We start from the raw sequence: 14,606 nt of genomic DNA on the forward strand, positions 1-14,606 counted from the left end.
CGGTCACGGCAAGGCGTTCAGGTCAGGAACCCGCGCAGCAGCGCCGCCGTCCCCGCGCAGTGCTCCCGCGCGATCTCCCGCGCCCCGTCCGCGTCCCCGTCGAGCACCGCCTCCACCAGCGCCGCGTGCTGGCGCTGGGAGTGCTCCAGGTTGCGCACCAGCAGCGGGATGCAGTCCAGCAGGTCGTTGAGGGTGGCGCGGACCGCCGCGTACTGCGCCGCCAGCGCCGGTGAGCCGCACAGCTCCGCCAGGGTGAGGTGCAGCATCGTGTCCAGCCGCCGGTACCGCGCCAGCGGCGCGTCCCGCGTGCCGGCCAGCGCCTCGCGCAGCCGCGCCGCCCGCGCGTCCGTCAGCCCGTGCTCCGCGCACAGCCCGGCCGCGCCCGCCTCCAGCACCTCCCGGAAGCGCAGCACGTCCTCGATGTCGACCCCGGCCACCCGGCGCCGCAGCTCGTCCTCGCCGCCCGCGTCCGCACGGGGCAGCACGAACGTTCCGCCGTAGCGCCCCCGCCGCGCCTCGACCAGCCCCTGCTCCTGGAGCACCCGCAGCACCTCGCGCAGCGTCACCCGGCTGATCCCCAGCCGCTGAGCCAGCTCCCGCTCGGCCGGCAGCCGCTCGCCCCCCGCCACCAGGCCCAGCCGGACCACCTGGAGGATCTGCTCCAGCGCCTCCTCGAAGCCGTTTCCGGCCCGCACCGGCCGCAGCACCGGCGCCAGCCGGTCCGTCACGCTCCCGGCACTCCCGCCGGATTCCTCCCGCACGCGGCCGCGCCCCCTTCCCAACCAAAGGTTCCCGGCAATACCTTATGGCTCCCGGCCAGAAGGAGGCTCTCCCCGTGGCAGACCGCACACCCCCGCTCGGGGTCGAGGAACTGCACGCCCTCGTCGCCGCCGGTGACATCGACACCGTCGTCCTGGCCTTCCCCGACATGCAGGGCCGCCTCCAGGGCAAGCGGTTCGCCGCGCGCTTCTTCCTCGACGAAGTCCTGGAACACGGCACCGAGGGCTGCAACTACCTCCTCGCCGTCGACGCCGACATGAACACCGTCGACGGCTACGCCATGTCCTCCTGGGACCGCGGCTACGGCGACTTCGCCATGCACGCCGACCCGGCCACCCTGCGCCGGCTGCCCTGGAACGAGGGCACCGCGATGGTCGTCGCCGACCTCGCCTGGGAGGACGGCTCCCCGGTGCTCGCCGCACCCCGCCAGATCCTGCGCCGCCAGCTGGAGCGGCTCGCCGGGCACGGGTACACCGCTCAGGTCGGCACCGAGCTGGAGTTCATTGTCTTCCGGGACACCTACGAACACGCCTGGGACGCGGGCTACCGCGGCCTGACCCCGGCCAACCAGTACAACGTCGACTACTCGGTGCTCGGCACCGGCCGCGTCGAACCCCTGCTGCGCCGCATCCGCAACGAGATGGCCGGCGCCGGTCTCACCGTCGAGTCCGCCAAGGGCGAGTGCAACCCCGGCCAGCACGAGATCGCCTTCCGCTACGACGAGGCCCTGGTCACCTGCGACCAGCACGCGGTCTACAAGACCGGCGCCAAGGAGATCGCCGCCCAGGAGGGAATGTCCCTCACCTTCATGGCCAAGTACAACGAGCGCGAGGGCAACTCCTGCCACATCCACCTCTCGCTCGCCGATGCCGACGGCCGCAACGCGATGGCCGACGGCGAGGGCATGTCCGAGGTCATGCGGCACTTCCTCGCCGGACAACTGGTCGCGCTGCGCGAGTTCTCCCTCCTCTACGCCCCGCACATCAACTCCTACAAGCGCTTCCAGCCCGGCTCCTTCGCCCCCACCGCCGTCGCCTGGGGCCACGACAACCGCACCTGCGCCCTGCGCGTCGTCGGCCACGGCCGTTCGCTCCGCTTCGAGAACCGGCTCCCCGGCGGCGACGTCAACCCGTACCTCGCGGTGGCCGGCCTGGTCGCGGCCGGACTGCACGGCATCGAGCAGCGGCTGGAGCTGCCCGAACCCTGCCCCGGCAACGCGTACGCCGCCGACTTCGAGCACGTCCCCACCACTCTGCGCGAGGCCGCCGAGCTGTGGGAGAACAGCGCCCTCGCCAAGGCCGCCTTCGGCGACGAGGTCGTCGCCCACTACCGCAACATGGCGCGCGTCGAACTGGACGCGTACGACGCCGCCGTCACGGACTGGGAACTGCGCCGCTCCTTCGAACGCATGTGAGGCACCGTTGTCCGAGTCGCTGGAGAAGCTCCCCGACGAGCTGCGGGTACTGAACCCCGCCACCGAAGAACCGGTCGCCACCGTCCCCGCCGCCTCCGCGGCCGACGTGGACGCCGCCGTCGCACGCGCCGCACGGGCGCAGACGGCCTGGGCAGCCCTCGCCCCCGGCGACCGGGCCCGGCTGCTGCGCCGCTTCGCCGCCACCGTCGACGAGCACCTGGAGGAGCTGGCCCGCCTGGAGGTCCGCGAGGCGGGGCACCTGATCGGCAACGCCCGCTGGGAGGCCGGCAACGTCCGCGACCTGCTCGACTACGCCGCCGGGGGAGTGGAGCGGCTCACCGGACGCCAGATCCCGGTGGCCGGCGGTCTGGACGTCACGCTCCTCGAACCCCTCGGCGTCGTCGGAGTCATCGCCCCCTGGAACTTCCCGATGCCGATCGCGGCCTGGGCCACGGCACCGGCGCTCGCGGCGGGCAACGCGGTCCTCCTCAAGCCCGCCGAGACGACCCCGCTCACCGCGCTCCGCCTGGCCGAACTCGCCCTGGCGGCGGGCCTTCCCGAGGACCTGTTCCAGGTGCTGCCCGGGCACGGCCCGGTCGCGGGGGACGCGCTCGTCGAGCACCCGGGTGTCGCCAAGATCGTCTTCACCGGGTCCACGGCCGTCGGCCGGCGGGTGGCCGCCAAGGGCGCGGCGCTCCTCAAACCCGTCACCCTCGAACTCGGCGGCAAGAGCCCCAACATCGTCTTCGCCGACGCGGACATCGAGGCCGCCGCGGCCGCCACGCCCATGTCCTTCCTCGACAACAGCGGCCAGGACTGCTGCGCCCGCACCCGCATCCTCGTCCAGCGGTCCGTGTACGACCGCTTCCTCGACCTGCTCGCCCCCGCGATCGAGGCCGTCCGCGTCGGCGACCCGGCCGACGAGAAGACCCAGATGGGCCCGCTGATCTCCCGCGCCCAGCTGGAACGCGTCCGCTCCCACGTCCCCGCCGACGCCGTCGGCATCCGCGGCAGCGCACCCGAGGGCGGCCCCGGCTTCTGGTTCCCGCCCACCGTCCTCACCGGCGTCGACGCGCGGGCGCGCGTGGCCGTCGAGGAGGTCTTCGGGCCCGTCGCCGTCGTCCTGCCCTTCGCGGACGAGGCGGACGCGATCCGTCTGGCCAACGCCACCGACTACGGCCTGTCCGGCTCACTGTGGACCCGGGACGTGGGCCGCGCCCTGCGCGTGTCGGGCGCGGTGCGCGCCGGGAACCTGTCCGTCAACTCCCACGCGAGCGTCCGCTACTGGACACCGTTCGGCGGGTTCAAGCAGTCCGGCCTCGGCCGCGAACTGGGCCCGGACGCGCTGACCGCGTTCACCGAGACCAAGAACGTCTTCATCAGCACCACCCCATCGAGCACGGAGGGCCCCGCACAGTGAGCGAAGACATCGTCTGCCGCAGGCTCGTCGGCCGTACCGCCGTCGTCACCGGAGCGGGCAGCGGCATCGGCCTCGCCACCGTCCGCCGACTGGCCTCCGAGGGCGCCCACGTCGTCTGCGGCGACGTGGACGAGACCCGGGGCAAGGCCGCGGCCGAGGAGACCGGCGGGACCTTCGTCAAGGCCGACGTCACCGACCCCGGGCAGGTCGAGGCGCTGTTCGCGGCGGCGTACGACACCTATGGCAGCGTCGACGTCGCGTTCAACAACGCCGGCATCTCGCCGCCCGACGACGACTCCATCCTGGAGACCGGCCTGGAGGCGTGGAAGCGCGTCCAGGAGGTCAACCTCACCTCCGTCTACCTGTGCTGCAAGGCCGCCATCCCCTACATGCGGCGCCAGGGCAGGGGGTCCATCATCAACACCGCGTCCTTCGTGGCCCGGATGGGCGCGGCCACCTCGCAGATCTCGTACACCGCCTCCAAGGGCGGCGTCCTCGCCATGTCCCGGGAACTGGGCGTGCAGTTCGCGCGGGAGGGCATCCGCGTCAACGCGCTGTGCCCGGGACCGGTCAACACCCCGCTGCTCCAGGAGCTGTTCGCCAAGGACCCGGAGCGGGCCGCGCGCCGCCTCGTGCACATTCCGGTGGGACGTTTCGCCGAGGCCGACGAGATCGCCGCCGCCGTCGCCTTCCTGGCCAGCGACGACTCCTCCTTCGTCAACGCCACCGACTTCCTGGTGGACGGCGGGATCTCCGGGGCGTACGTCACACCGCTGTAGATCCCCGCGCGTGGCGTCCTACAGTGCCGGGATGAGCATGACGCCGCCGCCCGGCTGGTACCGCGACCCGTTGGCCCCGCACCAGGAGCGCTGGTGGGACGGCACCGCCTGGACGGAGCACCGCCGCGCTCCCGAGCCCGTCGGGTTCGGGCCGGCGGTGCCCCTGTCCTCCGGCGGTGCACCGGACGGCGGCGGACGCGGCAAGGCCGTCGCCCTCACCGCCGCGGCGGCCGTGCTGGTCGCGGCGATCGTCACCGGCGTGGTCGTGCTCGGCGAGGACGGCGGCGGCAGCCCGCGGACGCAGACCCCACCGGCCACGGTGACCGCCACCGGCCCCGCGCCGGTGAGCGACCCGCCCTCCCCCTCACCCAGCGCCTCCGCACCCACCGCCTCCGCGCCCTCGGCCGACGACCCGGCCCTGGTCGAGGACCAGCTCAACGGCGTCACCTTCCCGCTGCCGGACGGTTGGGTGCGGCCCGAGTACGTCGCCGAGGACGACGTCATGATGACCACCGACGGCACCTACGACTGCCCCGCCGACGGCAGCGTGTGCCGGCACGGCCTCGTCATCTCCCGCACCGTCACGGCGAACGCCGAGTCCTCCCCGAAGATCCTCGCGCGGCAGGACATCGAGGACGCGGCCGACGACGCCTACGACCGCGATCTGATCGGCAACAAGCCCTTCGGCGGCATCGCGTCCCACGAGGAGGTGGCGTCCGGTCCCGTCGCGGTCGCCGGACGCGCCGGGTACTACGTGCGCTGGCGGGTGAAGACGGCCAAGGGACCCGGCGGCTACGTGCAGTCCATGGTGTTCCCCTCGACCGTCGGCACCGAGTCCCCGATCCTCGTCCGCTACGTCTTCGACGCCGGCGAGGACGGACCGCCGCTGACCGGCATGGACACCATCACCAAGGGGATCCGGCCCATCGGCGACGCGGACACCGGCGGGGGCGTGGGCAGCGGCATCGGCCCGACACCCTGACCGGCCCGCGGCGCCCGCGCTACAGGAAGGTGTGCCCCTCGCCCCGGTACGTCGGCACCGTCGCCGTCACCGCGTCCCCCTCCACCAGGTGCAGCGTGTCGAACCGCTCGCACAGCTCCCCGGCCTTGGCGTGCCGGAACCACACCTTGTCGCCGATGAGCAGGTCGTCGGCGGGCGAGCCCAGCAGCGGCGTCTGCACCTCGCCCGGGCCCTCCTGGGGGTCGTAGCGCAGCCCCTCGGGCAGACAGGGCACCGGCAGCCGGTCGGCTCCGGCCGCGCCCGAGGCCGGATACCCGCCGCCGAGCACGGTCACCACCCCGACCCCCGGCCGCCGTACGACGGGCTGGGCGAACAGGGCCGCCGGACGGCCGCTGAACGACGTGTAGTTGTCGAACAGCCGCGGCACGTACAGTCCGGAACCGGCCGCGATCTCCGTCACCGCGGCCTCGGCGGCGGTGTGCTGCACGCTGCCCGTGCCACCGCCATTGACGAACTCCAGGCCGGGCACCACGGCCCGGACCGCCCGCACCACGGCGGCGCGCCGCTCGGCGAGTTCCCGGCGGGCGGCGGCCTGCATCAGCCGCACGGCACGCGAGCGGACCGGACGCCCCGCCACCGAGTCGCCGACCCCGGCGACATGCCCCTCGTACGCCATGATGCCGACGACCTCGAAACCCGGCCGGCGGGCCACCGCGCGGGCCAGGTCGGCGACCTCGGCGGGGGAGTGCAGCGGCGAGCGCCGGGCCCCGACCCGCACCCGGCCCCCGAACAGCTTCAGCGAGGTGTCCAACTCCAGGCACACCCGCACGACTTCCCGGCCGCCGTCGCCCTCGCGCGCCGCGTCGACGAGGTCCAGCTGGGCCACGTCGTCGATCATCACCGTCACGGCGGAGGCGAGCTTCGGGTCGGCGGTCAGCTCGGCGTACCCGGTACGGTCCGCCGACGGATAGGCGAGCAGCACGTCCTCGAAACCGGAGCGGGCCAGCCACAGGGACTCGGCCAGCGTGAACGACATGACGCCCGCGAAACCGTCCCTGGCCAGGGCCCGTTCCAGCAGCGCACGACAGCGTACGGACTTGCTGGCGACCCGGACCGGCTTCCCACCGGCCCGGCGGACCAGGTCGTCCGCGTTGGCGTCGAAGGCCTCCAGGTCCACGATGGCCACGGGGGCGTCCAGATGGGCGGTGGCCCGGTCGTAACGGGCCCGGTCGGCGGCGCGTGCGGTCATGGACGCAGCCTGCCAGACAGGATTACCGCGGGGTAGGGGGACGATCCGGGCCAATGCCACGGGCGGGCGGACTGGTTCCCCCTCCGGCGGGCTCACGCCGTAGAGTGACGCGCACGCACGGGTGGACCCGACCCCGGCGGCAGGGCCCGGAGCCCGTGCCGGATGGCGGTCCTCCCGAGCGGGTATGCGTGCCCGGGACGGATCGGTTCCGCGCCGGGCCGGGCAGGAGACCGCGGTCAGGACCACCGTCTCCGGCCCGTGAGGGAGCAACGGGCCGGGCCCGAGGAAACGGGGGGTGCATGAGCACGGAAGCGCGCCGCGCCTCCCTTCCCCCGCACCCCGACACCCCACCCCGCCCGCAGACCCCGCCCCACCCCGGGCAGCCGCCGCGCCCGGCGCCCGCGCCCGGTCCGTCGTCCGCGGCGTCCTCCACGCCGGGACCCGGCGCGCCTCCCCGGCCGGCCTCGCCCCACCCGGAGCCCCCGTCCCCTCCGGCGACGCCGCCGCCCCCGGCCGTTCCGCCCCGTCCCGGCGTTCCGCCCCGCCCGGCTCAGGCGCCTGCGGTGGAGCGGGGCGGCGGCGCCGAGGTGGCGCAGTCCGGACCGCGGCGGGACAGCGACGCGGCCTCACCCGGGGGGCGTACGGCGGCCGGTGACGGACGTGTGGACGTGGCTTCGGCGGACGGCCGGGACGGCGGTGCCGGTGTCCGCACCCGCTACCCGCGCTTCCGGCTCGACGACTCCCGGTCCGCCGACGCCGCGCCGCCACCCCGGGCCTCCGCCCGCTTCCCCGACGCCGCGCCGACCGTCGGCCGTGACGCCCCGCCCCGCCGTCCGGGTGCTCCCGCGCAGGCCCCGACCGAGACGACCGCACGCCTGCGCCCGGTCCCGGCGGAATCGGGACCGGAGCCGCGACCGGAGTCCGCGGCTCGAACGGAACCGCACGACGCGCCACGGCCGGCACCCTCCCCACCCCCCGGCCCGATGGAGCGCCCCGCCGTCCCCGCCACCCCCGACCCCGCCTTCTCGTGGAGCGGCCCGGACGACGTGCGCCCCCGGGTCTCCTTCGGGGAGCCCGAGGGGTACGACGGTCCGGCCCGGCCGCGTCCGCTCGGCGGACGGCCCCGGCCGCAGGCCGTCGCCGCCGCCGTCTGCCTCGTGCTCGGCGTGGGCCTCCTCACCGGAGCCGTCACCGGCAGCTGGCTCGCCGGGGACTCCGGGGACGACGGCGCGCGCAGTGCGTACACCGAGGCCGGGGACCTGTGGCACAGCGTGCCCGTCGACCAGCTGTTCCCGCCCACCGTCCAGGGCAAGGGCGCGGGACCCGGCGGAGCCGACCGCACCTGGACGCGGGTCGCCGTCGCCCCGGACGGCGACTGCGCCGGCGCCTTCGACCGGCTCCTCGCCAAGGTGCTCGACCCGGTCGGCTGCTCGCGGCTGCTGCGCGCCACCTACACCGACGCCACCCAGAGCCACGTCACCACCGTCGGCCTGCTCTTCACCAAGGGTGACGCCGCCGCCATGACCGCGCTGGCGGACCGGTTCGAGAAGGAGGGCCTCGGCCGCCGGGACGACCTCATGCCCCTGCCGTACGCGGCGAAGGACACGGTCGCCGCGGGCTTCGGCGCACCGCAGCGGGCCTCCTGGACCGTCTCCGTCCTCACCGACGCCCCCGTCGTCGTCTACGCCGTGTCCGGCTGGTCCGACGGCCGCACCGTCGACGAACCCGAACCCGCCGAGGAGGCCATCGAGTCCGGCGCCGCGTCGGCGCCCGCCCAGGCCGGTCTCGGCCACGAGGCGCAGGGCCTCGCCGACCGCGTCGAACGCGCCCTGCGCAGACACGTCGGCGCGCCCACGGAGCACCCGTCGTGACCCCCGCAGACCTCCGCCGCAGGACGGGGGCCCTGAGCCTCTTCCTCGCCGCCGCCCTCGTCCTCGTCCCGGCCCCCGCCGCGCACGCCGACGGCATCCGCGCCCAGCAGTGGGCCCTGGACGCCATGCACACCCAGGAGGCGTGGCGCACCACCAAGGGCGCGGGCGTCACCGTCGCCGTCCTGGACACCGGCGTCGAGGCCGACCACCCCGACCTCACCGGCAACGTCCTCACCGGCAAGGACCTGGTCGGCTTCGGCGCGAGCGAGGGCGACCGCTCCTGGGCCCGGCACGGCACCGCCATGGCCGGGATCATCGCCGGTCACGGACACGGCACCGGAAACACCGAAGGCGTCATGGGCATCGCCCCGGAGGCCAAGATCCTCCCCCTGCGCGTGATCCTGGAGGACGGCGACCCCTCCCGCGCCGAGGCCCGCAAGACCCGCGGCAACGCCCTGGCCGAAGGCATCCGCTGGGCCGCCGACCACGGCGCCGACATCATCAACCTCTCCCTGGGCGACGACTCCGCCTCCGCCCACCCGGAGCCCGCCGAGGACGAGGCCATCCAGTACGCCCTCAGGAAGGGCGTGATCGTCGTCGCCTCGGCCGGGAACGGCGGCGAGAAGGGCGACCACATCTCCTACCCGGCCGCCTACCCGGGCGTGATCGCCGCGACCGCCGTCGACCGCTACGGCACCCGCGCCTCCTTCTCCACCCGCCGCTGGTACGCCACGGTCAGCGCCCCCGGCGTCGACGTGATCATCGCCGATCCGGACCACCGCTACTACGAGGGCTGGGGCACCAGCGCCGCCTCCGCCTTCGTCTCCGGGGCCGCCGCCCTGGTGAAGGCGGCCCACCCCGGCCTCACCCCGGCCCAGGTCAAGTCCGTCCTGGAGGACACCGCCCGCAACGCCCCCGCCGAGGGCCGCGACGACTCCCGCGGCTTCGGCTTCGTCGACCCCGCCGCCGCCATCGAGGCGGCCGGACGGCTGAAGCCCGCGGGGCTGAAGGCGGCGGCGTACGGCGACGAGTACTTCGGCACGGGGCCGGACGCCCCCGCCTCCGACGACGACACCTCGGCCTGGGCCGCCCCGCTGGCCGGGGGCGCGGGCGGCGTCCTGGTGGTCGCGGCCGTGGTCCTGTGGCGCGGCCGCCGCGAACGCCACGAGGACTACTGATCACCCGGAGCGGCCTCTAGCCGGCGGGCTCGGCGTCCGTGAACACGGACACCGCCGCCCGTGCCGCCGCCTCGGTCAGCGCGATCCCCTCGGCCTGCGTACCGCTGCCCCGCGACACCACCGCCACCAGGTAGCCGTGGCCGCTCCTCTCCACCCGCCCGACGCTGTTGACGACCCACAGCCCGGTGGTGCTGCGCCGCAGCCAGCCGTTCTTCAGCGCCCACGCCGAACCGCCCGTGCCACCGGCCGCGTCGGCCGCCGCCGACACGCCCCACCGCTGACCGTCCGCGATCCGTTCCATCAGCCCGCGCACATACGCCCGCGAGGCCGCGCTCAGTGCCGAGCCGTCGGCCACGAACACCTGTCGCAGCAGCGTGATCTGGTCGGCGGCGGTGGTCCGGGTCAGGCCCCACAGCGGGCCGTCGCCGCCGTCGGTGCCGGTCAGACCGAAGCGCTCGTTCGCGGCGTCGAGCCCGTCGGCCGCCCCGATCGCCCGCCACAGCGCCGACGCCGAGTCGTTGTCGCTGTCCACGATCATCGCGGTGGCGTACGACTTCTCCGACGCGGTGAGCGAACGCCCCGCGTCCTGCGCCCGCAGCAGCAGCGCCGCCAGGATGCCGACCTTGACGATGCTCGCCGTGTCGAAGGCGCCCGTCCCGTAGGAGGCGCCCTCGCCCGAGTCCGGGTCCAGCACCGCCACCGAGACCTCGGCGCGGTCCGGCACCGTCACCGACGCCATGGCCGCGGCCAGCCGCGCGTCACCGTCCGCCACCGTTTGAACCGGCTCGACCGGCTCGACCGTCTCCACCGCTGCCTCCCCGCCCGAGGGTGCCGAGGCCGACGACGATACGGCGCCGCCGTGCCCTCCGTCCCGGCCAGAGATCCCCGAGAGGCCGGTGAGGAACGCCGTACGCACCCCCCGATAAGGTCGGGACCGTGGCGAACAAGAACATCCCCGACTCCGCCTTCTCCGACGACGACGGCTCCGCCGACCCCCGGCTGAGTGCCGCGCTCGCCGCCTGGGCCGAGGACCGCGCCGCCGTGGGCCCGGTCCTGGAGGCGCTCAAGGGCGCCCGGCTGCTCGTGCCCGTCGTCGCCGTACTCGGCGAGGTGGAGGAGGACGAGAACGGCCTGCGCCACGAGAAGACCAGCGACATGGCCGTACCGACCCTGAAGGCCGGCGACCGCACCGCGCTGCCCGCCTTCACGTCCACGGAGTCGCTCGCCCGCTGGGACCCCGCGGCCCGCCCCGTCGCCGTACCCGTGCACCAGGCGCTGCAGGCCGCCGCGCACGAGAAGGCGGACACCGTCGTACTGGACCTGGCCGGACCCGTGCCGTTCGAGCTGACCGGAGCGGTGCTGCTGGCGCTGGCCGAGGGGCGTACGACGACCGATCCGCTCGCGGACCCGGCCGTGGCCGGTGCCGTGCGCACCGCCCTGGCCGACGAGCCCGCCGTGCTCCGCGCCCACCTCGGGCCCGGCCGGGCCGACGGCACGCTGGCGCTGGTCCTGGACCCGGCCGCCGACGCGGCGCGGGCCGCCCGTGCCGTCGCCGAGCGGCTGGCCGCCGACGACACACTGAGGGCCCGCCTGGTGCGCGGCCTCGACCTGGCACTGCTGCCGGCCGGGGCGACGCCGCCGGGCGAGCCCTTGTACGTGCGGGGATAGCTCCTGCGAGGTCGGCGGGCGGCGGTCAGCCGTAGACCGCGCCCGTGTACTTCTCGCCCGGACCCTGGCCCGGCTCGTCCGGGACGAGCGAGGCCTCGCGGAAGGCCAGTTGGAGGGACTTCAGGCCGTCGCGCAGCGGCGCCGCGTGGAACGAGCTGATCTCGGTGGCCGTCGCGTCCAGCAGACCGGCCAGCGCGTGCACCAGCTTGCGGGCCTCGTCCAGGTCCTTGTGCGCGTCGCCCTCCTCGGTCAGGCCCAGCTTCACGGCGGCGGCGCTCATCAGGTTGACGGCGACCGTCACGATCACCTCGACCGCGGGGACCTCGGCGATGTCGCGGGTCATGGCGTCGAAGTCGGGATTCGCCGATGATTCAGCGGGGGTCTCACTCATGCCGCACACGATAGGCGCAGCGGGGGAGCGCACCCCACCCGGACTCGGTTAGCCCTTCCCCCGCCGAGCTGCTAACCTTGTGTAACGACCGGTCGGACACGTACGCCCACGGCAGCGGATCCGGCCCACAAGTGGAGGCTTCGAACTCCCACCTGGCCGTCCTCCGGACGGCGGGTCACCGGTCAGGCGGCCCCGTCCCACGGCGGTGACCAGCCCGAAGTCGCGCCCCGCGGTCATCGCGGCGGTGCTCCGGTAGCAGTTCGAGGAGCCCCGCCTGTGATCGTCCGGGGCATTTTTTGTGCGCCGGCGCGGTTAGGTCTATCGAACACAGACGTTACGCGGCTGTCCGCCAGACCGTCGCGTGGTGCTACCGAGGAGGATCCATCAGCGCCGAGCCCCGCATCAACGACCGGATTCGCGTTCCCGAGGTGCGACTTGTCGGTCCCAGCGGCGAGCAGGTCGGGATTGTCCCGCTTGCCAAGGCCCTGGAGCTTGCGCAGGAGTACGACCTCGATCTCGTCGAGGTCGCGGCGAACGCCCGTCCGCCCGTGTGCAAGCTCATGGACTACGGGAAGTTCAAGTACGAGTCGGCCATGAAGGCCCGTGAGGCGCGCAAGAACCAGGCGCACACGGTCATCAAGGAGATGAAGCTCCGGCCGAAGATCGACCCGCACGACTATGACACCAAGAAGGGTCACGTCGTCCGGTTCCTCAAGCAGGGCGACAAGGTCAAGATCACGATCATGTTCCGTGGTCGCGAGCAGTCCCGGCCGGAGCTCGGCTACCGACTGCTGCAGCGTCTCGCGGAGGACGTCCAGGACCTCGGCTTCGTGGAGTCGAACCCGAAGCAGGACGGCCGGAACATGATCATGGTCCTCGGTCCGCACAAGAAGAAGACCGAGGCGATGGCCGAGGCTCGCCAGGCGCAGGAAGCGCGCAAGGCGGACGCGAAGGCCAACCCCGGCAAGTCGCAGAATGCCGCGGAGGCCGACGACGTCGAGGACGCCGAGGCTCCGGCCGAGGCACCCGCCGACGCGTGACCCCGGGGGACGCCAGTCCCCAGGACTCAACCGATACAAGAGCGACGCTCCCACCGTGCCCGGTTTCACGACCGGGCACCGGAGCGCCACCGACGAGGAGAGAACGGCGCTATGCCGAAGAACAAGTCGCACAGCGGTGCCAGCAAGCGCTTCAAGATCACCGGCTCCGGCAAGGTGCTCCGTGAGCGCGCCGGCAAGCGCCACCTGCTCGAGCACAAGTCGTCCCGCGTGACGCGTCGCCTCACCGGCAACGCCGAGATGGCCCCGGGCGACGCCGCGAAGATCAAGAAGCTTCTCGGCAAGTGACGTACGGGCGCCACTGAGCGCCGTACGGCAGGACCGGGACCCATTCGATACCGGGCCGCGTGAGGACCACCGCGGCCCCGCTACAAGGAGTTAAAAAGTGGCACGCGTCAAGCGGGCAGTCAACGCCCACAAGAAGCGCCGGGCGATCCTCGAGCAGGCCTCCGGCTACCGCGGTCAGCGTTCGCGCCTGTACCGCAAGGCCAAGGAGCAGGTCACCCACTCGCTGGTCTACAACTACAACGACCGCAAGAAGCGCAAGGGTGACTTCCGCCAGCTGTGGATCCAGCGCATCAACGCCGCTGCCCGCGCCAACGGCATCACGTACAACCGCTTCATCCAGGGCCTGAAGGCCGCCAACGTCGAGGTCGACCGCAAGATCCTCGCCGAGCTGGCCGTCAACGACCCCAACGCGTTCGCCGCGCTCGTCGAGGTCGCGCAGAAGGCGCTGCCGAGCGACGTGAACGCGCCGAAGGCCGCGTGACGCTGCGCCGGCTTGAGCCGTAGTTGAAGGGACCCGCAGGCTGTGAGCCTGCGGGTCCCTTCGGTTGCCGTTGTTCGGTTCGTTGTCCGCCGCGGGTGCGTCGTGGCTGGTCGCGCAGTTCCCCGCGCCCCTTCGGGGGCGCGTTGCAGTCCGTGGCGATTCAGATGTGAAGGTGAGCGAGAGTGCGTCCTGTCAGCCCCGAGCTGATTTCTCCCCGGTCCCCCCGTGTGGCCGCCGCACGGCGGCTGGGCAAGCGGAACTTCCGGGGGAAGGAGCGGCTGTTTCTGGCCGAGGGGCCGCAGGCCGTGCGGGAGGCCGCGGGGTACGGGGAGACGCTGGTCGAGCTGTTCGCGACCGTGGAGGCCGCCGAGCGGTACGCCGACATCGTGGGGGCCGCGCGTGACGTCGGTGCCCGGGTGCACCTCGCCGCCGACTCGGTGATCGAGGACATCTCCACCACCGTCACCCCGCAGGGTCTCGTCGGGGTCTGCCGGTTCCTGGACACGCCCTTCGAGGAGATCCTCGCCGCCCGGCCCAAGCTGGTCGCCGTCCTCGCGCACGTGCGGGACCCCGGCAACGCGGGCACCGTGCTGCGCTGCGCCGACGCCGCCGGGGCCGAGGCGGTCGTACTCACCGACGCCTCCGTCGACCTGTACAACCCCAAGGCCGTGCGCGCCTCCGTCGGCTCGCTGTTCCACCTGCCGGTCGCCGTCGGCGTCCCCGTCGAGCGGGCCGTCGCCGGGCTGCGGGACGCCGGGGTGCGGGTGCTGGCCGCCGACGGCGCGGGCGAGCACGACCTCGACGCCGAGCTGGACGCCGGCACCATGGGCGGGCCCACCGCCTGGGTGTTCGGCAACGAGGCCTGGGGGCTCCCGGAGGAGACCCGCGCCCTCACCGACGCCGTCCTGCGCGTCCCGATCCACGGGAAGGCGGAGAGTCTGAACCTCGCGACCGCCGCCGCCGTATGTCTCTACGCGTCGGCGCGTGCACAGCGTGCCGCCGGAGGGTGCCGCTCCGTCACCGAGAGCTAGTAGGGTGACCAGCTCAAGGCCCCTGCGCGGTTGAGAG

The 14,606-nt window shown here is 73.9% G+C and carries 15 protein-coding genes; 11 read left to right on the forward strand and 4 right to left on the reverse strand.

Features of this window, described 5'->3' with window-relative positions:
- Positions 1–17: 17 nt before the first annotated feature.
- On the reverse strand, positions 18–761 hold the full coding sequence (locus tag ACZ6IM_RS11775) for a FadR/GntR family transcriptional regulator (RefSeq protein WP_469556159.1): 744 nt from the start codon (positions 759–761) through the stop codon (positions 18–20).
- Between the two features lie 74 nt (positions 762–835).
- Between ACZ6IM_RS11775 and glnA4 the strand changes: the two genes are divergently transcribed.
- From glnA4 to ACZ6IM_RS11795, 4 genes are read left to right on the forward strand one after another with little or no spacing between them, the layout of a single operon-like run.
- Complete coding sequence (gene glnA4, locus ACZ6IM_RS11780) at positions 836–2,194, forward strand: gamma-glutamylethanolamide synthetase GlnA4 (protein WP_052837768.1); 1,359 nt, start codon at positions 836–838, stop codon at positions 2,192–2,194.
- A 7-nt stretch (positions 2,195–2,201) separates the two neighbouring features.
- Complete coding sequence (locus ACZ6IM_RS11785; RefSeq protein ID WP_052837769.1) at positions 2,202–3,614, forward strand: aldehyde dehydrogenase family protein; 1,413 nt, start codon at positions 2,202–2,204, stop codon at positions 3,612–3,614.
- Positions 3,611–4,393 (forward strand): 3-oxoacyl-ACP reductase, encoded by a 783-nt coding sequence (locus tag ACZ6IM_RS11790; protein ID WP_469556164.1) that lies wholly within the window; start codon positions 3,611–3,613, stop codon positions 4,391–4,393. The genes ACZ6IM_RS11785 and ACZ6IM_RS11790 overlap by 4 nt, the downstream gene beginning before the upstream one ends.
- 37 nt (positions 4,394–4,430) lie before the next feature.
- The gene (locus ACZ6IM_RS11795; RefSeq protein WP_469556409.1) at positions 4,431–5,375 is read left to right on the forward strand and encodes a DUF2510 domain-containing protein; all 945 of its coding nucleotides are present in this window, start codon (positions 4,431–4,433) and stop codon (positions 5,373–5,375) included.
- A 19-nt stretch (positions 5,376–5,394) separates the two neighbouring features.
- Here the strand turns inward: ACZ6IM_RS11795 and ACZ6IM_RS11800 are convergent, their stop codons facing one another.
- Positions 5,395–6,603 (reverse strand): amino acid deaminase/aldolase, encoded by a 1,209-nt coding sequence (locus ACZ6IM_RS11800; protein WP_052837772.1) that lies wholly within the window; start codon positions 6,601–6,603, stop codon positions 5,395–5,397.
- A 668-nt stretch (positions 6,604–7,271) separates the two neighbouring features.
- Here ACZ6IM_RS11800 and ACZ6IM_RS11805 point away from each other — a divergent pair.
- Both ACZ6IM_RS11805 and mycP read left to right on the forward strand, forming a co-directional pair.
- A complete protein-coding gene (locus tag ACZ6IM_RS11805; protein ID WP_469556167.1) occupies positions 7,272–8,474 on the forward strand; it encodes a hypothetical protein in 1,203 nt (400 codons plus the stop codon).
- A complete protein-coding gene (gene mycP / locus ACZ6IM_RS11810; protein WP_052837773.1) occupies positions 8,471–9,652 on the forward strand; it encodes a type VII secretion-associated serine protease mycosin in 1,182 nt (393 codons plus the stop codon). Before ACZ6IM_RS11805 ends, mycP begins: the two co-directional genes overlap by 4 nt.
- A 16-nt stretch (positions 9,653–9,668) precedes the next feature.
- Here the strand turns inward: mycP and ACZ6IM_RS11815 are convergent, their stop codons facing one another.
- Positions 9,669–10,568 (reverse strand): serine hydrolase, encoded by a 900-nt coding sequence (locus tag ACZ6IM_RS11815; RefSeq protein WP_469556171.1) that lies wholly within the window; start codon positions 10,566–10,568, stop codon positions 9,669–9,671.
- A gap of 20 nt (positions 10,569–10,588) precedes the next feature.
- On the opposite strand from ACZ6IM_RS11815, the gene ACZ6IM_RS11820 reads away from it, so the two are divergent.
- On the forward strand, positions 10,589–11,320 hold the full coding sequence (locus ACZ6IM_RS11820; protein ID WP_052837774.1) for an SseB family protein: 732 nt from the start codon (positions 10,589–10,591) through the stop codon (positions 11,318–11,320).
- 25 nt (positions 11,321–11,345) lie between these two features.
- On the opposite strand, the gene ACZ6IM_RS11825 is transcribed toward ACZ6IM_RS11820, so the two are convergent.
- Positions 11,346–11,711: a DUF1844 domain-containing protein gene (locus ACZ6IM_RS11825; RefSeq protein ID WP_052837775.1), complete on the reverse strand. Its 366-nt coding sequence runs from the start codon at positions 11,709–11,711 to the stop codon at positions 11,346–11,348.
- Positions 11,712–12,094: 383 nt separating this feature from the next.
- Between ACZ6IM_RS11825 and infC the strand changes: the two genes are divergently transcribed.
- The 4 genes from infC to ACZ6IM_RS11845 all read left to right on the forward strand — a co-directional run bounded on the left by infC (position 12,095) and on the right by ACZ6IM_RS11845 (position 14,569).
- Positions 12,095–12,751: a translation initiation factor IF-3 gene (infC, locus tag ACZ6IM_RS11830; RefSeq protein ID WP_469556412.1), complete on the forward strand. Its 657-nt coding sequence runs from the start codon at positions 12,095–12,097 to the stop codon at positions 12,749–12,751.
- Between the two features lie 111 nt (positions 12,752–12,862).
- Entirely contained in the window at positions 12,863–13,057 is a 195-nt protein-coding gene (rpmI, locus tag ACZ6IM_RS11835) for a 50S ribosomal protein L35 (protein ID WP_003977225.1), read from the forward strand.
- A 97-nt stretch (positions 13,058–13,154) separates the two neighbouring features.
- Positions 13,155–13,538: a 50S ribosomal protein L20 gene (rplT, locus tag ACZ6IM_RS11840; protein WP_003977226.1), complete on the forward strand. Its 384-nt coding sequence runs from the start codon at positions 13,155–13,157 to the stop codon at positions 13,536–13,538.
- 182 nt (positions 13,539–13,720) lie between these two features.
- Positions 13,721–14,569 carry a TrmH family RNA methyltransferase gene (locus tag ACZ6IM_RS11845; RefSeq protein ID WP_052837777.1) on the forward strand — a complete coding sequence of 283 codons (849 nt, stop codon included), beginning with the start codon at positions 13,721–13,723 and terminating at the stop codon, positions 14,567–14,569.
- Positions 14,570–14,606 lie beyond the last annotated feature (37 nt).

It is taken from the genome of Streptomyces sp. NPDC042336, assembly GCF_055581985.1.